The sequence below is a fragment of the Achromobacter sp. 1011811831 genome (assembly GCF_059760905.1).
In genome coordinates, this window is record NZ_JCBANG010000012.1 from 1 (window position 1) to 25,681 (window position 25,681).

A 25,681-nucleotide genomic window follows, 5' to 3' on the forward strand; every position below is an offset into this window, starting at 1 on the left:
GCGCACCAGCGCGCGCATGCGGGCGATGATGTCGGCGGCGCGGCGGGCCTGGCCGGCGCTGGCCCGCAAGGCCTCGCGCACGGCGGGCCGTTCGTCCTCGTCGTCCAGCATGCGTTCGGCGGCGCGGGTCTGCGCCAGGATGGCGGTCAATGGCTGGTTCAGCTCGTGGGCGATGCCGGCGGCCATCTCGCCCAGCGTGCCCAGCCGTTCCATGGCCGCCACGCGCGCCTGCTCGCGCTGGCGCAGGGCCTCGGCGCGGCTGCGACGCCAGGCGGCGGCGCCGGCGACCAGCAACGCGCTGGCGGCGGCCCAGGCCAGCCATTGCGCCCAGGGCCAGGAGGCGGGCGTCAGCACGCGCTCGCTGCGCAGGGCGAAGGGCTGGCTGGCGGCGCCCAGCGGCTTCTGCAGCGACAGCGTCCAGCCGTGCGCGGCGGCGTCCTGGCGCGCCAGCAGGCGCAGCGGCTCGGGGCCGATGGACAGGCTCAGGTTGGCCAGCGCGTCGGGGAAGTCGCCGTCCTGCAGCAGCTGGCGCGCGTCCAGCAGCAGGCTCCAGCTGGACGGAGCCACCAGCCAGTAGCGCGCCGCGTCCACCGGCAGCGTGACGGGGCGGCCCAGCGTGCGCGCCTGCGTCACGGCGGCATCCAGGCCGGTAGGCGGCGGCAGGCTGCCGGTCCAGGCCCCGTCGCGCAGCTGGCCCAGCCCCAGCAACTGCGGCAGCGACGGGCGCAGGCTGGGATACAGGCGCTCGGGCGCGGGCGGATGCGACAGGGCGGCCAGCGTGGCCAGCACGGCCTCGTGCTGCACGGTCTTCTGGCTGAGCATGCGCTGGGCGATGCTGGTGCCCTGGAAAAAGGCGTCGTACTGGCGCAGATAGTCCTGCCGCCCGATCCAGGCGGCGCCCAGGCCGAACAGCAGCAACCAGCAGAGCAATGCGCCGTAGCGCGCAGGGAATTTCACCGGGGCATTATGCCTCGCGGCGCGGGCGGGCCGGCATCCGTAGGGCTACGGAGGCGCCGTGCCCGCGCCGCTCGCCGGGCAGGCGCTCAGGCGGCCAGCCGCCCCGGCTGGATGGCGCCGGCCGGCGCCGTCACGGTCATCTGGTACAGCGCAGCGACCAGGTCGGACTGCGTCACCAGGCCGCGCAGCACGCCGTCCTCGTCCAGCACCGGCACGCAATGCAGGCCGTCCGCCATGGGACGGGCAAGCTCCACGGCCGGCAGTTCCGGCGTGGCGAAAGGCCCTTCCGAGCGCATGCAGTCCGAGACCAGCAGGTCCGGGCCCTCATGCGCCGGCGCGAGCCTGGCCTTGCGCGCCAGCACGTCGGCCTGGTCGATCATGCCGGCATAGCGTCCGGCGGAGTCGAGCACGGGCAGCGTCTGCAGCCGGTGCTTGCCGTACAGGCGGATGGCGTAGTCCAGCGGATCGTTCTGCTGCACCGAGACGAGGTCGCGCGACATGATGTCGGCGCAGCGCACATCGCCAAAGCGGCGCACGCTGGCGCGTAGCTCGGCTTCCATCACGATTTCTTCCAGGTCTTCCTTGCTGATGTCCAGCAGCTCGCCGCGCTGGCTCAGCGCCTGGTCCAGGTCGGCGCGGGAAAAACCCAGGCGCGCGCTGGGCGCGGGGTCGCGCGTCAGATGCGAGGCGGCCGGCTCGGCGTGGCGGCGCGGATAGTTGCGGCGCAGCGCGCCGTTGAAGGCGACGGCGATGGACAGCAGGATCACGGAGTTCAGCGCCACCGGCCACAGCACGAAGCCGTAGCCCAGGCTGGCCACGGCCGGGCCGCCCAGGACGGCGGTCAGCGCCACCGCGCCGCTGGGCGGATGCAGGCAGCGCAGCGTGAACATGGCGGCGATGGCCAGCGAGCCGGCCGCCGCCGCGGCCAGGCCCGGGTCCGCAATGGCATGGGCGCAGGCCACGCCGATCAGCGCGGACACCAGATTGCCGGCCATGATCGACCAGGGCTGGGCCAGCGGGCTGGCGGGCGCGGCGAACAGCAGCACGGCGGACGCGCCCATCGGCGCGATGAACCAGGGATTGGCCTCGCCCAGCGCGTGGCGGCCGACCCATTCGGTGCAAAACAGGCCGATCAGCGCGCCCAGCGCGCCATAGATCTTTTCGCGGGCGCTCGCGCCCACGGGCGCCGGGGCGAACGATGCCAGCCAGCGCTTGAATGCAACATCCAACTTTCTCTCCTCGCGGCCCGCAGGGCGGGGTCGCGGGGCAAAAATTTAGCACGGCCGCCATAACGGGCGGTCATGAGCTTATGCCGGAGTCGCGGCGGCGCGCAGCGCCCACAGCACGTCCAGCACGTGGCGGGTGGCCAGTTCGATATCGCCGGCGCGGTGGGCGATGCCCAGCGGACGCCACAGCGCGGGACGCAGCGGCCGCATGGCGATGCGCGGGTCGGGCTGCGGCGCGGTGGCTTCATGGGGCAGCAGCGTCGCGCCGTAGCCGGCGGCCACCAGGCTCTTGATGGCGTCGTTGTAATTGAGCTGGATGCGCGCGCGTGGGTTCAGGCCGGCGGCGGCGAACCATTCGGCGGTGAGGCGCGACAGCCGCGTGCTGGCGTCGTTCAGGATCAGCGGGCGCTCGGCCAGCCAGGCGGGCGTGAGCCGGGCCGGCGCCTGCCAGGACGCGGGCAGGAAGGCCAGCACCGGATCGCGCCGCCAGGGCCGCAGCACCAGGCCGTCCGTGGGCGACTGGGGCAGCGCCACCAGGCCCAGGTCCAGCGTGCCGTCGGCCAGCCGCAGCAAGGTTTCCTGCGAGGTCAGCACGGCCACCTGCACGTCGATGCGCGGGTGATCGCGCGCCAGCGTCTCCAGCGCCTGCGGCAGCAGGTGGGCGATGGCGCCCGTGGACGCGCCCAGCCGCACGCGGCCCTCCAGCCCCTGGACCTGGCGCTGCACGTCGTCCAGCGCCTGGCTGGCGTCGGCCAGCAGGCGGCGGGCGCGGGCCAGCAGGGTCTCGCCGATGGCGGTGGGGCGCACCTGCCCGCGCGTGCGCGTGAGCAGCGCCGCGCCCACCTGCGCCTCCAGGTCGGCCACGTGCAGGCTGATGGTGGGCGGCGCCAGGTGCAGGGCGCGCGCGGCATTGGCGAAGGAGCCCAGGTCGGCGATGGCGACCAGGGTGCGCAGCCGGTCCAGGCTGATTTCCCGCATGACGGATCCTTATTCAGAAAAACTGAATCAGGTAGTCATGATATTCGACTTTGATAATCGTGGGGCCTGGCCGAAGATGGATGCCATCACGCCGACCCAGGGATGACGGAGCGCAGCAAGCATCCGAGATCCGGGCGGCCCGTCCACCGCAATCCCATCACCAGGAAGCATCGCACCATGACGCAACCCCTCGTATTCATCGACGGCGACCAGGGCACCACCGGCCTGCAGATCCATGAACGGCTCCAGGGCCGCGACGACCTGCGCCTGCTGACGTTGCCGGCGGCCGAGCGCAAGGACGCCGCGCGCCGCGCCGAGGCCATCAACGCCTGCGACATCGCCATTCTGTGCCTGCCGGACGAGCCGGCGCGGCAGGCGGTGGCGTCCATCCGCAATCCCAAGGTGCAGGTGATCGACGCCAGTTCCGCGCATCGCACCACCGAGGGCTGGGTCTACGGCTTTCCAGAGATGGCGCCGGGCCAGGACGACCGCATCGCCGGCGCGCCACGGGTGAGCAACCCCGGCTGCTACCCGACCGGCGCCATCGCCTTGTTGCGCCCGCTGGTCGAGGCCGGCCTGCTGCCGGCGGACTACCCGCTGGCCGTGCAGGCGGTGTCGGGCTATTCGGGTGGCGGCCGCGCCAGCGTGGATGCCTACGAAGGGCCGGACGCGGCGGCGCAGCCGCCGTTCCAGGTCTACGGACTCGGCCTCGCGCACAAGCACACGCCGGAAATCCAGCGCTACGCGGGACTGACGCAGCGGCCCGTGTTCCTGCCTTCGTATGGGGCGTTCCGCCAGGGCATCGTGCTGACCGTGCCGCTGCAACTGCGGCTGCTGCCGGCCGGCGCGGATCTCGTCGCCCTGCAAGCCTGCCTGGCCGAGCGCTATGCCGGGTCGCGCCACGTGCAGGTCGCGTCGCTGGAGGAATCGGCGGCGCAGGCGCGGCTGGAGCCGCAGGCGCTGAACGGCACCAACGACCTGCGCCTGTCGGTGCATGGCAACGCCGCCGAGGGACAGGCGCTGCTCGCCGCCGTGTTCGACAACCTGGGCAAGGGCGCGTCGGGCGCGGCGGTGCAGAACCTGGATCTGATGCTGGCGCGGCACTGAAGACGTAAGACTCGTCCGATGTTGAGGGGCGGACGGCCCGGGCAGGGGGCGGGCGGGCTAAGCTCTGAACTTGCGCCCGCCGCGCCGCTGTGCGACGGGCTGTCCGGCAATCGACACGGAAGGACCTTGCATCATGTTTGGCCAGTCTCCCGATGAGTACATGTCCGAGCGTTACCGCCGCCAGCCCTCGCAGGCGCTGGCAGCCATCAACACCCATATCGCCTCTGGCGACCTTGCCAGCGCGCTGGAAATCCTGCGCCAGCTGGCCATGGCGCGTGGCGGCATGCAGATCGTGGCCGAGCGCGCCAAGCTCAACTCGACCCAGATCTATCGCATGCTGTCGCGCAAGGGCAATCCCACCCTGAGCGGTCTGACCGCCATCCTGCAGGCCCTGGACCTGGGCATATCCGTGCACGCGCTGCCCGCCGAAACGCCCGACGCCACCCCGCGTCAGCCGGAAGACCCGCCCATCACCTGACGCGCGCCGCGCACGGCAAGGCAAGCGGCGCGCAGCGCGCCCCCCAGCTCAGCCTCAAAACGAATCCCCCCAACCAGCACCAGCCTCCCCAGACCGGGGCCGCACGGAGCCGGCTTTGCCGGTCCGTAGCGGCGCCCCCCTGGGGGGGAAGCGCGCAGCGCTCGGGGGGGGGGCCAACCCTCACCATGCCATTTCGCCCTTGGCGACCTTGGCGCTCAGCTCCAAAGAGGCGGGCTCGCCGGCCTGCGGGTACTTCGCCTTCATGGCCGCGATCAGCGCCGCGCTGTCCCTGGCCTGGGCGGCGGCCGCGTCGAAGGCGCGGATGTAGCCGGCCGTGTAGCGCACCGATTCCACGGTCAGCGGCGCGCCTTGTGCGTAGTGGCCGGGGATCACGGCCTTGGGCTTGAGCGCCTCGATGCGGGCCAGCGTCGCCAGCCAGTCCTGGTGCGACTTGGGCGTCTGGGTGTCGGCCATCCACACATGCAGGTTGCCGAACACGACCACGCCGCCCGCCACGGTCTGCAGCGACGGGATCCAGACGAAGCTGCGGTCGGGCTGCGGACCGTCCAGGCCGGTGATCTCCAGCTTGCGGCCTTCCAGCGTCAGGCTGTTGCCGGCCAGCACCTCGGGAACCACAGTGCGGGCCGGGGCGTCGGCGCCCAGCTTCGGGCCCCAGTAGGCCAGCTTGCCGTCCACGGTTTCCTTGATGTGGCGCACGGTCGGCTCGGACGCGACCACCTTGGCGTCGGGGAAGGCGGCCAGCACGGTGTCCAGGCCGAAATAAAAGTCGGGGTCGCCGTGGCTGACGTAGATTGTGCTCAGCTTCTTGCCGCTGGCGCGGATCATGTCCACGACCTTGGCGGCCTGGGACTTGCCGAATTGGGCGTCGATCAGGATGGCTTCGTGTTCGCCGGTCACCAGGGTGGACGAGACCGGGAAGATGGCGGCGGCGCCGGGGTTGTAGTGGGTCACATGCAGCGCCTGCTCGGCGGCCTGGGCGGCGGGCAGGGCCAGCAGGACCAGGGCGGCGCCGACCAGCAGGCGGCGCAGCGGGGCGGGGCGGAGGGCGAGGGCGGACGTCATGGCGGGTTCCTTTGGGTTCGGTCAGTCGATGGATGACAGTCTAGGTGCGCGCCGCGTCCGGATAAACCGCAAGCCGGGCCAGAGTCTGTTGCACGGATCGATCAAATGCCGCCCGAATCGGGCGGCTCACGGTCGGCCAGCGTTTCCACCACCAGTTGGCGCAGCCAGGAACTGCCGGGATCGCTGTCGAAACGCGCGTGCCAGTGCACCGTGACCGTCAGTTCGGGCAGGGCCAGCGGCAGCGGGCGGACCTCGAAGTCGCGCGCGCGGTTGAACCACAGTGCCACGCGGCGCGGCACGGTGACGGTCAGGTCGGTGCGGCGCACGATCTCGGCGGCGGCGGTGAAATGGGGCAAGGTCAGATAGGGTTGGCGTAGCAGCCCGACCTCGGCCAGCACGTCGTCCAGCAACCGGTGGGCGCTGGCGCGCGAGGCCACCAGGATGTGGTCCAGCCGCTTGAACTGACCACGCGTGAGGCCGCGCGACAGCACTGGATGGCCGCGCCGCGCCATGCAGACATAGTGCTCGCTGAACAGCGCGGCGTGCCGGGTATGGCGGCCCAGTCCGGCCAGGTTGCCGATGGCCAGGTCGACCCCGCCGTCCTTGAGCGCCTGGGGCAGCGCCTCCATCGGCACCTCGACCACCTCGATCTGCAGGCGCGGCGCCAGCGCGTGCACCCGTTCCATCAGCAGTGGCAGGAACACCATTTCGCCGATGTCCGACATGGACAGCGTGAAGCGCCGCGCGCTGGTGGCGGGATCGAAGCGGTGCCGCAGGTTGAGCGCGTCGGCGAAGGCGTCCATGCCCAGGCCGATCGGCCCGGCCAGCGCGAAGGCGACCGGCGTGGGCTGCATGCCGGCGGCGGTGCGCAGGAACAGCGGATCGTCGAACTTCTCGCGCAGCCGCGCCAGCGCATAACTGACGGCCGGCTGCGTCAGATGCAGCCGCTCGGCCGCGCGGGTCACGCTGCGCTCCTGCATCACGGTCAGGAAAACCCGCATGAGGTTCAGGTCAAAGTCCACGCGTCGCCTCTCATATCAGCCTGGTTTATAAGAAAAATAATAACCATAAATTTGACGCATAAATAGTTGATGCCTAGACTAATTTCAACAGTCGGCGGGCAGTCGCGGACCGACGCAAACAAGGGGAAACATGGGCATGCACGCGCAGACATTGCCGGCGATGCTGCTGGACCAGGCCGCGCGCCAAGGCGCCCGAGCCTGGGTCCAGGCGCCGGGCGGAACACTGGAATATGGCGAGGCGCCGGCGCATGCCGCGCGCTGGGCCGCGCTGCTGGCCGCCAACGGCGTGCGCCGGGGCGACCGCGTGGCGCTGATGGCGGGCAACCGGATCGAGTTCCTGTCGGTGATGCTGGGCTGCGGCTGGCTGGGCGCGGTGGCGGTGCCCATCAATACCGCGTCGCGCGGCATGCAGCTGCGCCACATCCTGGAGAACAGCGCCTGCGTGCTGCTGGTGGCCGACGCGGCGTCCTGCGCCGGACTGGCGACGGTGGACGGCGCCGGCCTGGCCTTGCGCGAGATCTGGCTGCTGGACGGCGACGCGCCGCCGCCCGGACTGGCGCTGCCCGCGCCGGCCCGGCCCGCACCCGCCGCGCCGGCCGCAGGCATCGAGCCGGCCAGCGTGGGGCCGGGCGACATGCTCGCGATCCTGTACACCTCCGGCACGTCCGGCCTGTCCAAGGGCGTGTGCTGTCCGCACGCGCAATTCTGGTGGTGGGGCCTGATCGCCGCCCGCAACCTGGAGATCCGCGGCGAGGATGTGCTCTACACCAGCCTGCCGCTGTTCCACACCAATGCGCTGAACGCCTGTTTCCAGGCGCTGGTGACGGGCGCGTCCATCGTCTGCGACGAGCGCTTCTCGGTCAGCCGGTACTTCGACCGGCTGGAACAGACCGGCGCCACGGTGACCTACCTGCTAGGCGCGATGGTGCCCATGCTGCTGGCGCGCGAGCCCGCGCCGTCCGAACGCCGCCACCGCGCGCGCATCGCGCTGGCGCCGGGCGTGCCCGAGCGCTTCCATGGCGAATTCCTGCGCCGCACCGGCCTGGCGCTGCTGGAAGGCTATGGCTCCACCGAGACCAATTTCGCGCTGGGCGGCGTGCTGGCCGAGCAGCGCCCGGGCACCATGGGCCGGGTCGCGCCCGAGTTCGAGGCCTGCGTGGCCGACGAACACGACGCGCCGGTGCCGGACGGCCAGCCCGGCGAACTGCTGCTACGGGCGCGTCCGCCCTATGCCATCGCCACCGGCTACTTCGCCATGGCGGACAAGACGGTCGAGGCCTGGCGCAACCTGTGGTTCCACACCGGCGACCGGGTGGTGCGCGACGCCGACGGCTACTACCGCTTCCTGGACCGCATGAAGGACGCGATCCGCCGGCGCGGCGAGAACATCTCTTCCTACGAGGTGGAGCAGGTGCTGCTGGTGCATCCGGCCATCGCGGCCGTGGCGGTCTACGCCGTGCAATCCGAGCTGGCCGAGGACGAGGTCATGGCGGCGCTGGTCTACAAGCCGGGCGTCGCGGTGGCGCACGCGGAGCTGCTGGATTTCTGCCAGCCGCGCATGCCGTACTTCGCGGTGCCGCGCTACCTGCGCGCGCTGGACGAACTGCCGCGCACCGAGAACGGCAAGATCCGCAAGTTCAAGCTGCGCGACGAAGGCGTGACGGCCGACACCTGGGACCGCGACATGGCTGGCTACAAGGTGACGCGCTAGGACGGTGCAGGGACTACACAACATACACAAGGGGCGGCAATGACGATGGCAGACAATTTGGCGGAACAGGCCGCCAGCGAGGAAGCCGCGCGCAAGCGGCGCACGCGGCGCGTGGTGGTGGCCTCGGTGGCGGGCAACGCCATGGAGTGGTACGACTTCTTCATCTACGGCACGGCGGCGGCGCTGGTGTTCGGCGAGCTGTTCTTTCCCAAGGGCACCGATCCGCTGCTGGGCACCATGGGCGCCTTCGCCGGCTTCGCGGTGGGCTTCCTGGCGCGGCCGCTGGGCGGCGTGATCTTCGGCCACATCGGCGACCGCTACGGCCGCAAGCTGGCGCTGGAATGGACGCTGGGCCTGATGGGAGTGGCCACCTTCCTGATCGGGCTGCTGCCCACCTATGAGCAGGCCGGCCTGTGGGCGCCGGCGGCGATGGTGGCGCTGCGCGTGATGCAGGGCGCGGCCGCGGGCGGCGAGTGGGGCGGCGGCGTGCTGCTCATCAGCGAGGCCGTCGGCGGCCGGCGGCGCGGCTACTTCTCGTCGTTCAGCCAGCTGGGCGTGGCCGGCGGCTTCGTGCTGTCGTCCGGCGTCTTCATGCTGGCGCAGCAGCTGCCGCAGGACCAGTTCATGAGCTGGGGCTGGCGCCTGCCGTTCCTGCTGAGCGTGCTGATTTTCGGCGTGGGCCTGTACATCCGCCGCCACATCCCGGAAAGCGAGGAATTCGTGCAGGCCTCGCGCAGCGCCAAGCGCGGCATGCCGGCGGTGGAGGTGTTCCGCCGCTATCCGCGCCAGGTGTTCACGGCGATGGGGCTGCGCGTGGCCGAGAACGGCGGCTCGTACATCTTCCTGGCCTTCGCGCTGGCCTACGGCAAGTTCCTGGGGATCCCCAACGACCTGATGCTGGGCGGCGTGCTGGCGTCCATGTTCGTGGAACTGGGCACGCTGGTCTGGTTCGGCCACCTGTCGGACCGCATCGGGCGACGCGCGGTCTACCTGATCGGCGCGGCCGGACTGATGCTGGTGGCGTTCCCGTTCTTCTGGCTGGTGCAGACGCGCGAGCCGGTCTGGATCTTCCTGGCCTTCTTCCTGGGCAACACCCTGTGCCACGCGGCCATGATCGGCACGCAGCCGGCGTACTTCGCCGAGCTGTTCCCGCCCGAGGTGCGCTACACCGGCCTGGCGCTGGGCCATGAGCTGGCCTCGGTGTTCGCCGGCGGCCTGTCGCCCCTGATCGCCATGGCGCTGCTGCGCAAGTACGAATCGGCCACGCCGGTCGCGTGGTTCCTGGTCGGCATGGCGGCCGTCACCGTGATCACGCTGCTGCTGACGCGCGAACCGGAAGGCAAGGAGCGCGCGTGAGCGCCGGCGCGATCAAGCCCAGACCCGGGCCTGGCATCGTCGGCGTCGGCGAGACGCCGATGCTGCGCCATCCCGAGCCCGGTTGCAGCACGGCCGGCCTGCTGGCCCGGGCCATCGCCCTGGCGCTGGCCGACGCCGGCGTTGCGCCAGGCGAGGTGGACGGCCTGGGCGTGGCCTCGTTCAGCCTGCGCCCGGACCGCGCCATCGACCTGGGCTGGCGGCTGGGCTTGAAACTGAACTGGTGCATGCAGGACGAGATGGGCGGCGCCAGCGCCATCAACCTGCTGCGGCAGGCCTGGCTGGCGCTGGAAGCCGGGCAGGCCGGCACCATCGTGCTGGCGGCCGGCGATCATTTCGCCGGCGCGGATTTCCAGGGCCTGGTCAGCGACTACAACCGCAGCGCGCGCGAGTACCTGAGCCCGCTCGGCTGCGTGGGACCGAACCCGCTGTTCGCCATGCTGACGCAGCGCCAGATGATGCGGACCGGCCTGCGGCGCGAGGACTACGGCGCGCTGTGCGTGGCGCAGCGCCAGTGGGCGGCCGGGAATCCGAACGCCGCCTATCGCCAGCCCTTGAGCCTGCAACAGTACCTGGATGCGCCCCTGGTCGCGCCGCCGCTGGGCCGGCTGGACTGCGTGCCCGTGGTCAGCGGCGCCTGCGCGCTGGTGCTGTCGGCGCGGCCCGCGGGCGTGCATGTGACGCTGCGGGCCAGCGGCGCGCGCTACAACGGCGACCAGCAGGAAGGCGACGGGCTGGTCACCGGCATTGCCGAATTCGCGCCTGTCATGTGGGCCGAGGCCGGGATCGGGCCTGAAGACATGGACGTGGTCGGCGTCTACGACGACTATCCGGCGATGGCGCTGGCCCAGCTCTGCGACCTGGGTTTCGCCGACGCCGGCGACCTGCCGGGTTTTGTCGCGCGGCGGCTGGCGGACCGCAGCCTGCCGGTCAACACCGCCGGCGGCCAACTGTCGGCGGGGCAGGCCGGCACGGCGGGCGGCATGCATGGCCTGGCGGAAGTGGCGCGACAGCTGCTGGGCCGGGCGGGCGAACGCCAGATCGCCGACGCGCGGCGGGGCGTGGCCACCGGCTACGGCATGGTGCAGCTGCGCTACGGCATGTGCGCCAATGCGGCGGTACTGGAGAGGGAGGGCGCATGAGCCTGCATGTATTTGCCTGCGCGGCCTGCGGCCACAAGGTCTATCCCGCGCGGCTGTGGTGCCCGGCCTGCGGCCATGCGATGGCGGAACCCGTGGCGGTCGAGTCGGGCGAGCTGTTGGCCTGGACCTCGATACCGGACGGCGAGGGCGGACTGCGCCTGCTGGCGACGGTGCGCGCGCTGCCGCAAGGGCCGGACCTGATCATCAGGCTGCCGCCCGAGTTGGCGGAGAGCTTGCGCGCCGGCCAGCGGCTGGCGCTGTCGACGCGGCGTCAGGACGGCTTCGATGCGCCTTGGGGCGGGCCGGCCTGATCTGTCCGGCAGGCCCGCCTCGCGTGCTATTGTCCAGCGCTTCACGCAGCAGATGCTCTCCTCATGAACAAACGGAACTGGTTGATTTTTGAAGACGCGCGGCAGACGCCTGATGCGCGCGCCGCATTCGATCGCGCGGTCGCGCAGGTCAACGACGGCACGGCGCAGGTGCGCAAGCTCTCGGGCGAAAGCATCAAGGGCTTTGTCGTGGATGGGCAGAAGATCCTGGGCAAGGCGGTGCTGGAGTACGTGCTGGAAGGACTGTCCGTCGCCGTCGCGCGGGGCCCATCGGAAAGCGCCGCGCCTGCCGCGCCGTTCGACGCCGAGTCTGCCCGGACGATCGCCGAGCGGATGCGGCTGCTGCTGGGCTGGCATGACATCGACTACCTGCTGCATTGCTGGGTCGACCGCCGTCTGCGCGATCCGCATTTCGTGAACAAGGGCAGCGGCTGGCAGGAACAATGGGTGCTCAAACCTGGAGCCGAGCCCGCCGCGGTGCCGGACGGATTCTTCCAATTCGCCTGCTACGTCGCGATCTGCGATCTGAAGTACGGCCCCAGCTACGCCTCGGTCAGCGCCGAGCGCATCTTCAACCAGGTGACCCAGCTGGGCAGCGACCTGCCGGCGCGGCTCAAGCGCGACGGCACGGGCGAGCTGCCCAGGGAACTGGCGGCGTTTCGCGGCGCGGGCATGAGCGCCAAGGCCAATGACGCGCTGGCCGTGATCCGCATCACCGTCCAGGAAGAAAGCGAGGCCGCCTATGCGCAGGCGCTCGGCTACCTGGACCGCCTGCTGTCGACCACGGACTTTCCGCGCTCCTATGCCATCGAGTTCCGTGGGCCCACCAAGACTTACCTGCCCATCAAGGGCCTGCCGAAGAAGGGCGTGCACCAGCTGTTCGCCTGCGCGGCGGCCTATCCGGGGCTGCATCCCGCCATCGAGGCCTATGCGCGCCAGGCCATGCGCGAGTACGAGTGGTACACGAACCTCGATGCCGAGGACTGCGCCATGCCGGGCAGCTTCGCGGTGTTCGCGCTGGGCTGCGCCAGTCCGGCGCACGCGTCGCTGGTGCTGGAATATCTGGCCCTGGCGGACGGCGAGCATCAATCCATGCATGGCCGCTACGTCGAGGGCTATCTCGACGCCCATGGCTTCACCCAGGAAGCGATCGCGTACCTGCTGGCCTGCGCCGGCAACATCCAGCATCTGCGATACCGCAAGACCTACGCGGCGCAGATCGCCAACGCGGACAGCCTGGGCTGGCTGCTGGCCGCCCGCAGGCGCGTCGCGGGCGATGCGCCTTCCTCGATCGCGGTGTTGCGCGCGAATCTTTCGGGCGAGCGCGTCGACGAGGCGGCCTTCCAGGCCGCGCGCCATGCGATCTGGGGCGAGCAGGCGGACAAGGACCGCGGCGGCCAGGTGATCCGCAAGGCGCCCGAGGCGCTGCGCGTCTTGTACACGGAGGTATTCGCCGATGAGCCGGGGCGGTAGGAAGACATTGGAGTTCGCCGACCCGGCCAGACGCGATAACGGTCTGCCCTGTATCGGCCGCTTCGTTTCGAAAGAGAAACGCCGCAAACGCTGACGTCCCGGCTTGCCTCAGGGTTCGGAACCGTCGACCGCCCTGAGCGCGTCCAGCCGTTCGCGCAGCGTGGCGCGGGACAGCTCGCCGACGCGCAGGCCCGTCAGCCGGCCGTCGGCGTCCAGGAACAGCGTGGCGGGCAGCCCGCTGTTGCTGAGCGCGCGCGAGGCCTGGCTCTGGCCGTCCCGCAGCACGTTGCGCAGGCCGGGGGCGTGGTCGCGCAGGTAGTCGGCGATGGCCCGCGGCGACTCGCCCTGGTTCAGGAACACGAAATGCACGTCGGGATGCTCGGCCTGCGCCTGCTCGAACACTGGCATCTCGCGCCGGCACGGCGGGCACCAGCTGGCCCACAGGTTCACCACGGCGGGCTTGCCGCGAAAGGCCGCCAGCGAAGCCGGCGCGCCTTGCAGGTCGCTCAGGACCAGCTCGGCGAGCGCGGGATGCGATTGCGGCGCCGGCGGCGCGGTCAGCGCGCGTCCGCCCAGCCAGCCCAGGCTGGCCACGGCCAGCGCCGCCAGCGTGAGACGCCACGGCGCGCGCCGACGCAGGATCGTCGTCACGGCATGGATCCAGGCGGCCGCCAGCCCGACCAGGCCGTTCCAGCCGCCGTCGCGCAGGTCCAGCATGGACAGCGGTTCCGGCAAATAGGCGTCGCGGTATTGCCAGAGATAGCCCAGCCGCGCGGCGAGCAAGCCCCAGAACAGCGCATTCCACAAGGTATTGCGGGCGGTGGCGGCATCGGCGGCGGATGTGCCGCCCCGGATGCGCCGCAAGCGCGCCAGCAGCGCGCAGGCCAGCAGGCCGAGCGCGGCCGACAGCAGCAGCACGCCGAGTTCAATCGGAAAGACCAGGGGGCCGAGACGGATCGCGGGCGTCATGAGGTTTGCGGCGGGGAGGGCGGGAATCCGGCAGGCAAGCCTAGCATGATCATCCATCGCGGGCGGCGACGCGACATGCGCTATGCTGCCAGGCTGTCGCCCATACCGCTGAAGTCCGCAACATGCAAGGTCCGCGTCCCAGGCACGAGCTGCCGAATTTCCGCTATCACCCTGATCCCGTCGCCACCGGCGCCATCGAGGCCATCGCCGACCTGGAGTGCCCGTGTTGCGGCCTGTGCACCGGCTGGGCCTATGCGACCGAGCCCTATGGATTGGGCGATCAGCCGGCGAACCTGTGTCCCTGGTGCATCGCGGACGGCAGCGCGGCGCGGAAATTCGGGTCCGAGTTCGTGGGCGACATAGAAGGCGAGGTGCCGGCGTCGGTCGAGGAAGAACTCAATCTGCGCACGCCCGGCTACCTGTCCTGGCATTGCGAGCGCTGGCAGATCTGCTGCGGCGACGCCTGCGCCTACCTGGGGCCGGTGGGCTGGGACCGGCTCAAGGACATGCCGGACGCCCAGGCCGCGATCCTGGACGACGGCTGGCCCGAGGACGTGCTGCCCGACATCACCGAGAACGGCGCCGTGATCGGCGGACATCTGTTCCGCTGCCTGCACTGCGGCGCGCATCGCGCGCACGCCGACGCGGCGTAGCGGACGCTTACCGCGCCGGCTGGCGGATCATGCCGGCGTGGGAACGTCCACACCGTCCAGCACTGCCATCAGCGCGGCGACCGCCAGGGCATCGCGTCGATAGCGGCGCAGCGAGGCAAAGCCCGTGTGCGTCTCGCGGATGCCGCCGCGCCAGGCCAGCGATACCGCCGCCAGCGAGCTGTCCACGGCCAGGCGGTGAAGCCGGGTCGAACTGGCCTGGGGGGAAGGTCGCTCGCGCGCCAGGTCGCTGGCGATGCCGCGCATGACGATGTCGCTGGTCAGCAGCAGCGCGTCGATCTTGCCTAGCTGCTGGCCCGACCGCGCCTGCCGCGCCGCGGGAACGGCGCCGCGTGCCGTGGCCGGAATCGCCGGCGCCGACAGAACGCTGCGGGTGGCGCGTCCCAGTCCGCAGCAGAGCGCGGCGGCCATGGCGCGATAGACGGACACCAGGCGCATGAAGGTTTCGCTGGGCGCCTGCGCGGGACCCAGGTCCCAGGCGTCGCCGTCCGCGACGCGCACGTTGTCCAATGACAGGAGGTGCGCGTTGAACGGTGTGCTGCGCGCGGCCGGCGGGGCAGGGTGCAAACGCAGCCCGGCCGCGTTGGCGTCGATGCGAAAGGCCCGCCTGCCGCCTTGTTCGCCTGGCGTGAGTACATACCACTCGCCCATCTCGCCGGGATTGGCGGAAATACCCAGGAGGTCGGTCGCGTTCAAGGCCCAGCCCGATTCCAGGCGCGCGATGGCAACGTCGGCGAAGCAATCCATGCTGCTGCCGGCGCGCCGGTGCAGCAGTCCGGCCCGACCCGGCCCATGCATGGGGCCAGGAGCACATGCAGGGGCGCCGCTGGCCGCCGCGCTTTGCGCGAGCTGGCTGGTAACGGCATGCATGGCGGTCTCGAAGGCATGGGCAGGGTTGTCGCCGGCGATGGCCGCGACGTGTTCCATGGCCTTCTGAAGATCCGTGCCGCGCACCGCCAGGCTGTGGTCGGCGTCGGCGGCGGACGATCGGGGGTGGGGTTGCAGACTGCGTTGTCGCTTCATCTTCACGAACTCCGTTCGGGGATCTCGTTCATCGCGAAGGAAAATTCCGCCGACGGACTATAGGCCGGCGTGGCCTGGCGCCGAAATACGCAAATCTGCTTAGTTTATCTATCGCCGCGACCAGACGGATGGCGGCGCGGTGACTCAGGGCTGGGCGGCCGCGCTGCGAAAGGCCGCGGCCAACACGCGCAGCGTCGCCGTGGTCTGGGCATCGAATCGCCTGGCGTGCATCATGACCTGCGCGCCGGGCAAGGGTGGAAGCGCCAGCGCGCCGCCCACATCGATCAGCCCGGCTGTCGCCAGCCGCCGGGGCAGGGGCAGCACGCCGATGCCCGAACGGGCCGCGGCGATCGCGGTGGCGACGCCGCCGCCAAGAAATGCGTCAATCCAGGGGGTCTTGGCCGCGGCCAGGAGCCGGATCGCGGTTTCGCCCACGCCGCATTCGTCGGTGACGGTGATCAAGGGCAGCAGCTTGCCGTCCAGCCTGGCGCCGACGCTGGCGAACCATCCGTACTGGTCCTCGAACAGCAGCTCGCCATCGCGACGTTTGCCTTGGCGCCTGACCACGGCCACGTCGGCCAGGCCGTCGTCGAACTGCGCGATGACGTTGCGCGAATAGTTGACCCGCACTTTCAGCATCAGCGCGGGATCGCAGGCGTGCACCCTGGCCAGGATCTCGGGCAGCTCGGGACCGGCCACATGGTCGCTGATCGCGATGGTCAGCTCGCGTTCGGGTTCGGGCGGGGTCATCAGCGCCAGCTCTTGCGCGGCGAGCAGGGTGCGGGCGTGCGGCAGGAAGGCCTCGCCATCCGTGGACAGGCGCACCTGCCTGGGCGTCCGGTCCAGCAGGCGCCGTCCAACCGCGCCTTCGAGCCGCCGCAGCTTGAGGCTGACGCCGGCCTGGGTCAGTCCAAGGGCTTCGGCCGCGTGCGTGAAGCTGCGCAAGTCGGCCACCAGGACGAAGGCCTCCACCGCGGAAAGATCCAGATGTGGACGCATGGTATCTATTAATTATAGAAATGGTTGATATATCGGATCATAACTGTTTATGTGGGATGAGACTTGCTAGATTGCGGACGTGGGTGACAGGCGAACGGCCCACCGGAAAGCGCGATGCCCACGTTCGCCCACATGAACGCAGCGAGGTTGATGATGCCGGGCGAGCAAGCATGGAAGTTCAAGCCGTACACCAGGCAAACCATAAGGCAGGCGCCGCAGTGGAATCTGCTGGGCGCCGATCTGCGCGAAGCGGTCGAGGTGGTTTCCCGGGTCCTTCCGTTTCGCGTCAATGCTTATGTGCTGGAGGAACTGATCGATTGGGACAATGTGCCGGACGATCCCATCTACCGGCTGACCTTTCCTCATCGGGACATGCTGCGCGAGCCGGAGTACGCCGCGATACGCGACCTGCTGTCGGCGGGCGCGTCCGAGGCCGAGATACAGCAGCGCGTGCATGCCATTCGCATGCGCATGAACCCGCATCCGGCCGGCCAGATGACGCACAACGTGCCGCAACTGGACGGGGTGCCGCTGGCCGGGGTGCAGCACAAGTACAAGGAAACGGTGCTGTTCTTTCCCAGCGCCGGGCAGACCTGCCACGCCTATTGCACATTTTGCTTCCGCTGGCCGCAGTTCGTGGGCATGGAAGAGCTGAAGTTCGACGCCCGGGCGTCCGCCGATCTGGCCACCTACCTGCGGCGTCATGCCGAAGTGACGGACGTGCTGATCACGGGCGGGGATCCGCTGGTCATGAACGCCCGGTCACTGACCGACTACATCGAGCCCTTGCTGGCGCCTGACCTGGCGCATATCCAGAACATCCGAATCGGCACCAAGGCGGTGGCCTACTGGCCGCAGCGGTTCGTGACGGACAAGGATGCCGACGATCTGCTGCGGCTGTTCGAAACCGTCGTGCGCAGCGGCAGGAACCTGGCCCTGATGGGCCACTACAACCATCCTGCCGAGCTACGGCATCCGATCGCGCAGCAGGCGCTGCGCCGCATCATCGCCACCGGCGCCACCGTGCGGATCCAGGCGCCGTTGATACGCCACATCAATGAGAATCCGGCGGACTGGGCGGAACTCTGGACCACCGGCGTGCGGCTGGGCGCGGTTCCGTACTACATGTTCGTGGAGCGCGACACGGGGCCCAGCGACTACTTCAAGCTGCCGTTGGCGCGCGCCTACGATATTTTCCAGCAGGCCTACCGCTCGGTGTCCGGACTGGCGCGCACGGTGCGCGGGCCGTCCATGAGCGCCTTTCCCGGGAAGGTGCTGGTCGACGGCATTGTCGATCTGGCCGGCGAAAAGGTCTTCGCCCTGCAGTTCCTGCAGGCACGCAATCCGGATTGGGTACGCCGCCCGTTCTACGCCCGGTTCGATCCGCTGGCAACCTGGCTGGACGAGTTGCAGCCGGCGTTCGGGGAGAAGCGCTTTTTCTTCCAGCAGGACGGCGTCGCCCCGTCGCCGACGATTCCTATTGTACCGGCGGGCGCGTCGCGCTCGGGCTGGCACGCGCCCAGCGACCTGGAGGTGATCGAATGAGCGGCCGGACGGCGGGCGCGGTGTATGAGGTCTACGCGCTGCGGTACGCCACGCACGCGGAGCGGCGCAGCGCGGCGAACTATCTGGGCGAGGACCCGCATGACAATGCCCCGATGCCGCTGGACTTCTATGTGTGGGTGATCCGCAATCCGGCCAGGACCCTGTTGGTGGATACCGGGTTTTCGGCGGACATGGCTGTCAGGAGAGGGCGTCGCTATCTGGCCTCGCCAGTGGATCTGCTCAAGCAGATCGGCATCGCCGCCGACAGCGTCGAGGACATCGTCGTGACCCACATGCACTATGACCACGCGGGCAATATCGCCGCGTTTCCCAAGGCGCGCCTGCACCTGCAGGAAAAGGAAATGTCGTATTGCACGGGTCGCTGCATGTGTCACGCGGCGATGCGCAGCCCCTTCGAGGCTCGGGACGTGGCCCAGGCCGTCGAGCGGCTGCATGCCGGCCAGCTGGTGTTCCACGACGGCGATGCCGAGATCGCGCCCGGCGTCAGCCTGCACCTGATCGGCGGGCACACGGCAGGCCTGCAGGTGGTGCGCGTCGCGACCGAGAGAGGCTGGCTGGTGCTGGCCAGCGATGCCGCGCATTACTGGGACAACCTGCGCGCCCGCCGGCCGTTTCCCATCGTGCTCGACGTGGGCCGGATGCTGGACGGTCATCGCCGCATCGAGGAACTGGCGGACGGGCCGGAGCACATCATTCCCGGGCATGACCCGGCGGTGCTGGCGCGCTTTCCGCCCGTGCGCGGCGCGGACGGGATCGTGGCGTTGCACCGGCATCCCCTCGACACCTACGCGGAGCGCGCGCAAGTCGCCACGGGCGGCGGCCGGCCTTTCGCGGTTCCGTTGGCGCATGGACTTGGGAGCGAACTCTGATGAAAACAATAGCCGTGGCGATCGTGGGCATGGGCCCCAGGGGCCTGACGGTGCTGGAGCGCATCCTGGAACATGCGCATTCACTGCCGGAAGCAAGCCGCCTGGACATCGAGGTGTTCGAACCGGGCGACTGCGGCCAGGGCGTCCATCCCGCCGGCCAGTCCGACCATCTGCTCATCAATACCGTGGCTTCGCAGGTAACCATGTTCGCCCCAGGCAGCGTCGCCGGTGGCGAGGAAGGGCTGTCCCTGGTGCAATGGGCGCACCTGAGCGGCTACCGGCGGCATGGCGATCGATACCTGCGCACCTTCGAGGATTCGGGTCGGGCCATCACCGACGCCGACCATCTGCCGCGCAGCCTGCTGGGCGAATACCTGTCCTGGGTCTATCGGCGCGTGGTCGGCCTGCTGCCGGCGCATGTCGGCGTGTATCACCACAAGACCCGCGTCGTGGACATCGCCCGGCACGACGGTGGCTTCGAGCTGGCGCTGGAAAACGGTGCCAGGCGGGCCGCCGACTATGTCTTTCTGACCACGGGCCACGGCTACCGCAAGCCCAGTGCCGAAGACCGCCAATTCCTCTCGTTCGTCGAGCGGTGCAAGCGGGTCAATCCGAGCCTGGAGTACTACCCGTCGCCGTATCCGATACACGCGCTGGCGCAGATTCCCGCCACGGCCACGGTCGCCATACAGGGATTCGGACTGACCGCGCATGACGTCATCGCGGCCTTGACCACCGGACGCGGCGGTCGCTACGTCGAGGACGCGGCCGGCGACCTGCGCTACCAGCGCTCAGGCAAGGAGCCGGGCCTGCTGCTGTTCTCGCGCAACTGCCTGCCTTTCGCCGCGCGCGGCATCAACCAGAAAGGGCTGACCGGCCGGCACCAGGCGCGCTATTTCACGCCGCAGGCCGTGCAGTCCCGTCGGCAGGCACGGATCGCGGCCAGCGGCGACGGCCGGCTGGATTTCCAGGAGGACGTGCTGCCCCTGATCATCCAGGAAATGGCCTACGCGCACCGCGTCGCCGCCACTGGTCGCGACGTGGATGCCGCCACGTTCGTGCCCAGCCAGGCCGAGCGCGACGCCATCGAGGACATCCTGTGGCCGCTGCGCAAGCGTCAGTTCGGGTCGCTGGCCGAGTTCCGGGCTTTTTTCGATGCACTGGTGCGCGCCGACCTGCGCGAGGCCGAGGCGGGCAATCTGGGCAGTCCGGTGAAGGCGGCCACGGACGTGCTGCGCGATACGCGCGAGGCGCTGCGCAGCGCCGTGGAGTACGGCGGATTGACGCCCGCGTCGCACCGCTACTTCGTGGAAGAGTTCAACGCCGTCACCAACCGCATTTCCTTTGGTCCGCCCAGGCGTCGCAATCTCGAATACCTGGCGCTGCACGCGGCCGGGATCATCGACATCGCAGGCGGACCGGGGGCCCGGCTGCGAGCGGACGAGGCCGGCGCGCGGTTCCGCATCGAAGCGCGCTATGGCGAGCGCGTGGAAACCAGCCAGGCGGACGTGCTCATCGTGGCCAGGCTGGATGCCTATTCTCCGTTGACCGATGCGTCGCCGCTGTCCGACAGCCTGCTGGGCCGGGGACTGGTCCGGCCTTACCTGAATGGCGGGTATCACCCGGGCGGCGTAGAGATCGATCAGCAGCTGCATCCCGTCGGCGCGGACGGCGTGTCGGAGGCGCGCATCTGGATCGTCGGCTTCCCGGTCGAGGGCCCGCATTTCTATACGCACGCGCTGCCGCGTCCGCGCATCGCCTCGCGCCAGACACGCGACGCCGATCAGTGCGTGCGCGAGCTGATCGCCACGATCGGCATCGCCGCGACGCAGCCGGCCCGGCCGGCGCCGGACCTGTACGCCGCGAGCTTGCTGGCGTCGCGGGTCGCGGCATGAGGCCGCGTCCCATTCTGATCGGGAGATATTCTTGATAACACTGCACGGATTTCAACGGTCGTCGGCGTCGTTCCGGGTGCGGATCGCGCTGAATCTGAAGCGTGTCGAGTACCGGACCGTCACTCACGACCTGAGTCAGGCGGAGCATCGAGCGCCAGCCTATCTGACGATCAATCCGCAGGGCCTGCTGCCGGCCCTGGAGGATGGGGACCGGATCCTGACGCAATCGCTGGCCATCATCGAGTATCTGGAGGCGCGATTCCCCCAGCCTCCCTTGCTGCCGCCGGATCCGGCCGGCGCGGCCCGGGTGCGCGCGCTGTTCCAGGTGATCGCCGCGGATACGCATGCGCTGGGCTCGATGCGAGTCGGCGCCTATCTCAAGCAGCGACTGGGGCATGACGATGCGCAGGTCCGGGCCTGGCAGCACCACTGGATAGGGCAGAGTTTCGATGCCCTGGAAACCTTGTTGTCCCGCGATCCGTCGACCGGCGAATTCAGCCATGGCGACCGCCCGTCGCTGGCGGATATCGCGCTGGTGCCGCAGGCGCACACCGCCGGCCGCAACGGCCTGGAGCTCGGGGCATGGCCGACGATCTCCCGCATTTCCGACGCCTGCCTGCGCCTGCCGGCCTTCGCGCAGGCCCACCCCGATCATGTGTTGAACCCGACAGTCCAGGATACCCAGGAGCAAGAACATGCGCCCCATTCACGGTGAAATCATTGCCTACTCTGACTATCTCGCGCAGACGGCGCAGGCGCGCGTCGATCCCGTTGCCTGGAAATGGGCCGAGATCGAAACGGCCTTGAGCGCCTGGCCGGGCAATTCCCAAGGCACGCTGGCGCTGGGCGGCGCGTCCGAGCGCGGCGCCGTCGCGCCGGGGCTGTCGCTGGTGATCCAGGCGCTGGCGCCCGGCGAGACCACGGCCTCGCACCGGCACTCGTTCTGGCATCTGTACATCGTCCGGTCGGGCCGGGCGGCGTTCAGCCTGGGAGCCTCGTCCGAGCAGCGGCCGGCCAGCGAGGGCGACGTGGTATTCGTGCCGGCATGGTGTCCGCATGCGATCGGCAATCCGGATGCCGGGACCGGCCTGATCCTGCTCAGGTTGCAGAATCTGCCCCAGCATGCGGCGCTGGGCTCACTGGTGCGGGAAGACGGCGGCGTCACGCGCCACATCTACGCCGAGCCGTCCAGCGCCGGGCAGCCGCAAGCCCTCGCCGCGACGCCGGCATGAGGTCCGCATCGTGACCCACGCCACCCCCGACGCGCCGGAGCGCTACAGCCCCAGGCAGGTGCACATCATCTTTTCCGGCCTGATCCTCGTCATGTTGCTGGGCACCATCGACCAGGCCATCGTGGCGCCGGCGCTGGTGCCCATCGCCGCCGAGTTCGGCGGCTTCGGCAACGTGTCGTGGGTCGTGACCGCCTATCTGCTGACCTCGATCGCCAGCACGCCGCTGGCAGGAAGGCTGAGTGACATCCATGGACGGCGCAGCGTGGTCGTGGCCGCGCTCGGCCTGTTCCTGGCCGGCACGCTGCTGTGCGGCCTGGCCGTGAATCTGGACATGCTGATTTGCGGCCGGGCGATTCAGGGCCTGGGCGGCGGCGCCCTGATGGCGCTGCCAAACACCATCGTCGCGGATATCCTGTCGCCCCGCGAGCGGGGTCGCTACCAGCTCTACATCTCGGGCACCTATGCCGTCTCCAGCCTGGCCGGGCCGGTGCTGGGCGGGCTGTTGTCGGAATACTATTCCTGGCGCTGGATATTCTGGTTCAAATTGCCGCTCATCCTGCTGGCCATCGTACTCAGCTGGTTCACGCTGGCCGATCTGTCCGCGCGGCGGCGCCAGCATCGCATCGACTATCCGGGAGCGCTGCTGATGGTCGGGGCGACCGTGTTCGTGCTGCTGGCGCTGGCCTGGGGCGGCCGCCAGCATGCCTGGGACTCACCGGTGATCCTGGGGCTGTTCAGCGCCAGCGTCGTGCTTGGCGCCTTGTTCCTGGCCTGGCAGAAACGCGCGAGCGAGCCGCTGCTGCCGATTTCCATCCTGCGCAACCGGATCATCGTCGTCACCTCGATCGGCGCCATTCTCATCACGATGGTGAACATGGCCTTGAGCATTTATCTGCCGCTCTACTTGCAGTTGTGTCGCGCCAAGACGGTGGGCCAGGCCGGCGTTCTGCTGACGGCGCCGCTGTTCGGCGTGGTGTTGGGGTCGTACCTGTCGGGGCAATACATGCGTTTCACCGGCAGGTACAAGCTGTCGCCGCTGGTGGGCCTGGCCGTGGCGACGGCCGCGTTCCTGGTGCTTGCGGTGGCGGCGGGCACGCTTGCCCTGGCTGCCGTCGTTGGCCTTTCCTTCCTGCTGGGCGTGGGCATCGGCGCGAGCCTGCCACCCATGATGGTGGCATCGCAGAACTCGGTGCCGGCGGGCGATATCGGCATCGCCACTGCCGTGCACACCTTTTTCCGCGCGGTGGGCGGGGCTATCGGCGTGGCCGTTTTCAGCGCGGTGGTGCTGCACCTGCTGGGGCCGTTGGGCAGCCAGCTCGAGACGGCGCATGCGGCGCAGGGCACGGTGGCGGGCGACGCGGCGGCGCAGGAAGCCGTGCACGCCTTCAGCGTATTCTTCGGCGCGTGCGCCCTGACGCTGGCCTTGGCCTGGGCGGCGCTGACGCGCTTGCCGGTCATTCCATTCCGCAAAACCGCCGCGCGCTTTGAAAGAACGGAGCCGGAGTCCGGCGTCCAGGCGGACGCGGGCTAGTGGGGCGGGCTAGCGGGGCGGGCGTCCGCCGACCAGGGCGCGGCTGTCGATCGGGTATGTCATCCAATTAGACTACCGATCGGTAGTTAGTATATAGTCTGTCGCATCCAGGGGCCGCGCCTGCCGTGCGCAGCGCGTCCGGCCCGCCACGGACAGACCCAGGAATTCCCGCCATGACACGCACTCCCGCCGTCCAGCGCATCCTCGACGCCGCGCTCGGCCATTTCGCCCGCCACGGCTACGAAGGGGCATCGCTCGCCGATATCGCCGACACCGTCGGCATCCGCAAGGCCTCGCTCTACACGCACTTCGCCAGCAAGGACGCCTTGTACATGGAGATCTTCGGCGACGCGCTGGCGCAGGAAATGGCGGTGGCCCGGCAATGCTTCGAGGACGAGCCACAGGACGCCTTGCCCGGCTCCGAATACTGCGCCCACCTGATCGGACGTCACGGCCAATCCGATCCGCTGCGCTTCCTGCTGCGCGCCAGCTACGTCACGCCGGACGCGCTGGAAGCCGCCATCACCGCCGGCTATGAAACCTATCTGGCGCAGTTGCGCGCCGATTTCGACGCCCGGCTGCGCGCCTGGGCCGGCAAGCGCGGCAAGCTGGCCAAGGCGGAAGCGGCGCGTTATGGCGAGGCCTACCTGGGCTTGGTCGACGCCGTGCAGGTCAAGCTGGTCTACACCAACGCCGGGCAGGCGGGCGCGCGGCTGCACGCCATGCAGCGCGTGCTGTCCGATGCGCTGGAGCACGCTCTCGGGCCGGAGCGCAAGGCATGAACGGCGCGACCACCACCACGCGCCACGGCGATCTCATCGGCGCCGGCCTGATCCTGCTGCTGGCCCTGCTGACCGCGCTGGATGCGATGGCGATCGACATGTACCTGCCGGGCATGCCCGCCATCGCCGACGATTTCGGCGTGTCGGCGGGCCGCATCCAGCAGACCCTGTCCGTGTTCCTGGCCGGGCTGGCCATCGGCCAGGCCCTGTACGGCCCCTTGCTGGACCGCTATGGCCGCCGCCTGCCGCTGCTGGCCGGCGTGGCGGTGTTCGTCGTGGGCTCGGTGATTGCCGCGCTGGCGCCGACGGTGGAATGGCTGCTGGCCGCGCGCTTCGTGCAGGCGCTGGGCGCGGCGGCCGGGCTGGTGACGCCGCGCGCCATCGTGGCGGACTTGTGCGGCGTGGCGGAATCGGCGCGCATCTTCTCGCTGCTGATGCAGGTGATGATGATCGCCCCCATCGCCGCGCCCATCCTGGGCGGCTATCTGCTGGGCCATGGCGGCTGGCGCACGGTGTTCTGGGTGCTGGCGGGCCTGGGCGCGGCCGGACTGCTGTGGGGCTGGCGCGCACTGCCGGATTCCTTGCCGCCGGAACGCCGCGCGCCGCTCAAGGCCGGCGCCATCCTGCGCGCCTATGGCCGGCAGCTGCGGCATCCGGCCTTCATGGCCTACACGCTGGCAGGCGGCTTCGTGCTGGGTTCGCTGTTCAACTACATCAGCGCCTCGGCCTTTGTGTTCACCGGGCATTTCGGCTTGAGCGCGCCGCAGTTCAGCTACCTGTTCGCGGGCAATTCGGTGGCGCTGGTGCTGGGCGGCGCGATCAGCAACCGGTTGCTCGGCCAGGGGCGGCAGGCCGAAGGCATCATGCTGGCCGGCATCGGCGCGCATGCGCTGGCGGGGCTGGCGCTGTTCGGCGCGCTGCGGGCCGGACTGGCGCCGTTCGCCGTGTACGCGGGCCTGCTGGCCGTCGCCGTCGGCGCGCTGGGCATGATCTTCGGCAATCTCACCGCCTTGACCATGAGCCATGCCGGCAAGCAGGCGGGCGTGGCCTCGGCGCTGATGGGCACGCTGCACTACCTGATGTCCGCCGCCATCGGCTACACCGTCAGCCTGGCGCCGCAGGGACCGGCCGCGCTGCCCTTGGCGATCTTCGCCTGCGGCGCGCTGGCGGCGGGCCTGAGCGTTGCGGCGGGGCGCAAGGCGCGGGCGGGGCGCTAGTGCGCCGTCCCGCAGATACGCACGCACGAAATCCACCCCTGGGCGGG

At 69.9% G+C, this 25,681-nt stretch carries 24 protein-coding genes; 16 read left to right on the forward strand and 8 right to left on the reverse strand.

Going from position 1 to position 25,681, the window contains the following annotated elements:
* The 3 genes from AC6LJ9_RS06885 to AC6LJ9_RS06895 all read right to left on the reverse strand — a co-directional run.
* Positions 1–957: histidine kinase dimerization/phospho-acceptor domain-containing protein (locus tag AC6LJ9_RS06885; protein ID WP_498146962.1), on the reverse strand; the 957-nt coding region annotated here is incomplete at its 3' end.
* Positions 958–1,043: 86 nt separating this feature from the next.
* Entirely contained in the window at positions 1,044–2,186 is a 1,143-nt protein-coding gene (locus AC6LJ9_RS06890) for an HPP family protein (protein WP_212321781.1), read from the reverse strand.
* Between the two features lie 78 nt (positions 2,187–2,264).
* Positions 2,265–3,161, reverse strand: coding sequence for a LysR family transcriptional regulator (locus tag AC6LJ9_RS06895; RefSeq protein ID WP_498146963.1), 897 nt, complete (start codon positions 3,159–3,161; stop codon positions 2,265–2,267).
* Positions 3,162–3,338: 177 nt separating this feature from the next.
* Here AC6LJ9_RS06895 and argC point away from each other — a divergent pair, with 177 nt between their 5' ends.
* Together argC and AC6LJ9_RS06905 are read left to right on the forward strand one after the other, a co-directional pair.
* Positions 3,339–4,268: an N-acetyl-gamma-glutamyl-phosphate reductase gene (argC, locus tag AC6LJ9_RS06900; RefSeq protein ID WP_498146964.1), complete on the forward strand. Its 930-nt coding sequence runs from the start codon at positions 3,339–3,341 to the stop codon at positions 4,266–4,268.
* A gap of 133 nt (positions 4,269–4,401) precedes the next feature.
* The gene (locus tag AC6LJ9_RS06905; protein WP_498146965.1) at positions 4,402–4,746 is read left to right on the forward strand and encodes a helix-turn-helix domain-containing transcriptional regulator; all 345 of its coding nucleotides are present in this window, start codon (positions 4,402–4,404) and stop codon (positions 4,744–4,746) included.
* A 180-nt stretch (positions 4,747–4,926) separates the two neighbouring features.
* Here AC6LJ9_RS06905 and AC6LJ9_RS06910 read toward each other — a convergent pair whose 3' ends face one another.
* Positions 4,927–5,829, reverse strand: a complete 903-nt coding sequence (locus tag AC6LJ9_RS06910) for an MBL fold metallo-hydrolase (protein WP_498146966.1) — start codon at positions 5,827–5,829, stop codon at positions 4,927–4,929.
* Positions 5,830–5,930: 101 nt separating this feature from the next.
* Positions 5,931–6,851, reverse strand: a complete 921-nt coding sequence (locus tag AC6LJ9_RS06915; protein WP_498146967.1) for a LysR family transcriptional regulator — start codon at positions 6,849–6,851, stop codon at positions 5,931–5,933.
* Positions 6,852–6,987: 136 nt separating this feature from the next.
* On the opposite strand from AC6LJ9_RS06915, the gene AC6LJ9_RS06920 reads away from it, so the two are divergent.
* The 5 genes from AC6LJ9_RS06920 to AC6LJ9_RS06940 all read left to right on the forward strand — a co-directional run bounded on the left by AC6LJ9_RS06920 (position 6,988) and on the right by AC6LJ9_RS06940 (position 12,880).
* Positions 6,988–8,562, forward strand: a complete 1,575-nt coding sequence (locus tag AC6LJ9_RS06920) for an ATP-dependent acyl-CoA ligase (RefSeq protein ID WP_498146968.1) — start codon at positions 6,988–6,990, stop codon at positions 8,560–8,562.
* Positions 8,563–8,607: 45 nt separating this feature from the next.
* The gene (locus tag AC6LJ9_RS06925; protein ID WP_498146969.1) at positions 8,608–9,918 is read left to right on the forward strand and encodes an MFS transporter; all 1,311 of its coding nucleotides are present in this window, start codon (positions 8,608–8,610) and stop codon (positions 9,916–9,918) included.
* Between the two features lie 59 nt (positions 9,919–9,977).
* Positions 9,978–11,078 carry a thiolase family protein gene (locus AC6LJ9_RS06930; RefSeq protein WP_498147039.1) on the forward strand — a complete coding sequence of 367 codons (1,101 nt, stop codon included), beginning with the start codon at positions 9,978–9,980 and terminating at the stop codon, positions 11,076–11,078.
* Positions 11,075–11,389, forward strand: coding sequence for a PhlB family protein (locus AC6LJ9_RS06935; protein ID WP_498146970.1), 315 nt, complete (start codon positions 11,075–11,077; stop codon positions 11,387–11,389). The genes AC6LJ9_RS06930 and AC6LJ9_RS06935 overlap by 4 nt, the downstream gene beginning before the upstream one ends.
* Before the next feature lie 63 nt (positions 11,390–11,452).
* Complete coding sequence (locus tag AC6LJ9_RS06940) at positions 11,453–12,880, forward strand: DUF6138 family protein (protein ID WP_498146971.1); 1,428 nt, start codon at positions 11,453–11,455, stop codon at positions 12,878–12,880.
* 108 nt (positions 12,881–12,988) lie between these two features.
* Here the strand turns inward: AC6LJ9_RS06940 and AC6LJ9_RS06945 are convergent, their stop codons facing one another.
* Positions 12,989–13,849 (reverse strand): TlpA family protein disulfide reductase, encoded by an 861-nt coding sequence (locus AC6LJ9_RS06945; RefSeq protein WP_498146972.1) that lies wholly within the window; start codon positions 13,847–13,849, stop codon positions 12,989–12,991.
* A 122-nt stretch (positions 13,850–13,971) separates the two neighbouring features.
* On the opposite strand from AC6LJ9_RS06945, the gene AC6LJ9_RS06950 reads away from it, so the two are divergent.
* A complete protein-coding gene (locus AC6LJ9_RS06950; RefSeq protein WP_498146973.1) occupies positions 13,972–14,502 on the forward strand; it encodes a CbrC family protein in 531 nt (176 codons plus the stop codon).
* A 27-nt stretch (positions 14,503–14,529) separates the two neighbouring features.
* On the opposite strand, the gene AC6LJ9_RS06955 is transcribed toward AC6LJ9_RS06950, so the two are convergent.
* Both AC6LJ9_RS06955 and AC6LJ9_RS06960 read right to left on the reverse strand, forming a co-directional pair.
* A complete protein-coding gene (locus AC6LJ9_RS06955; RefSeq protein ID WP_498146974.1) occupies positions 14,530–15,543 on the reverse strand; it encodes a hypothetical protein in 1,014 nt (337 codons plus the stop codon).
* Between the two features lie 144 nt (positions 15,544–15,687).
* Positions 15,688–16,542: a LysR family transcriptional regulator gene (locus AC6LJ9_RS06960; RefSeq protein WP_498146975.1), complete on the reverse strand. Its 855-nt coding sequence runs from the start codon at positions 16,540–16,542 to the stop codon at positions 15,688–15,690.
* 114 nt (positions 16,543–16,656) lie between these two features.
* On the opposite strand from AC6LJ9_RS06960, the gene AC6LJ9_RS06965 reads away from it, so the two are divergent.
* The 8 genes from AC6LJ9_RS06965 to AC6LJ9_RS07000 all read left to right on the forward strand — a co-directional run bounded on the left by AC6LJ9_RS06965 (position 16,657) and on the right by AC6LJ9_RS07000 (position 25,634).
* Positions 16,657–18,087 (forward strand): KamA family radical SAM protein, encoded by a 1,431-nt coding sequence (locus AC6LJ9_RS06965; protein WP_498146976.1) that lies wholly within the window; start codon positions 16,657–16,659, stop codon positions 18,085–18,087.
* Complete coding sequence (locus AC6LJ9_RS06970; protein ID WP_498146977.1) at positions 18,084–18,977, forward strand: N-acyl homoserine lactonase family protein; 894 nt, start codon at positions 18,084–18,086, stop codon at positions 18,975–18,977. Before AC6LJ9_RS06965 ends, AC6LJ9_RS06970 begins: the two co-directional genes overlap by 4 nt.
* A complete protein-coding gene (locus tag AC6LJ9_RS06975) occupies positions 18,977–20,872 on the forward strand; it encodes an FAD/NAD(P)-binding protein (protein WP_498146978.1) in 1,896 nt (631 codons plus the stop codon). The genes AC6LJ9_RS06970 and AC6LJ9_RS06975 overlap by 1 nt, the downstream gene beginning before the upstream one ends.
* Before the next feature lie 34 nt (positions 20,873–20,906).
* Complete coding sequence (gene maiA, locus AC6LJ9_RS06980) at positions 20,907–21,587, forward strand: maleylacetoacetate isomerase (protein ID WP_498147040.1); 681 nt, start codon at positions 20,907–20,909, stop codon at positions 21,585–21,587.
* Positions 21,568–22,104, forward strand: a complete 537-nt coding sequence (locus tag AC6LJ9_RS06985; protein WP_498146979.1) for a cupin domain-containing protein — start codon at positions 21,568–21,570, stop codon at positions 22,102–22,104. Before maiA ends, AC6LJ9_RS06985 begins: the two co-directional genes overlap by 20 nt.
* Positions 22,105–22,114: 10 nt before the next feature.
* Positions 22,115–23,635 (forward strand): MDR family MFS transporter, encoded by a 1,521-nt coding sequence (locus AC6LJ9_RS06990; protein WP_498146980.1) that lies wholly within the window; start codon positions 22,115–22,117, stop codon positions 23,633–23,635.
* Positions 23,636–23,808: 173 nt separating this feature from the next.
* Entirely contained in the window at positions 23,809–24,417 is a 609-nt protein-coding gene (locus AC6LJ9_RS06995) for a TetR/AcrR family transcriptional regulator (protein WP_498146981.1), read from the forward strand.
* The gene (locus AC6LJ9_RS07000) at positions 24,414–25,634 is read left to right on the forward strand and encodes a multidrug effflux MFS transporter (protein ID WP_498146982.1); all 1,221 of its coding nucleotides are present in this window, start codon (positions 24,414–24,416) and stop codon (positions 25,632–25,634) included. The genes AC6LJ9_RS06995 and AC6LJ9_RS07000 overlap by 4 nt, the downstream gene beginning before the upstream one ends.
* Positions 25,635–25,681: the final 47 nt, after the last annotated feature.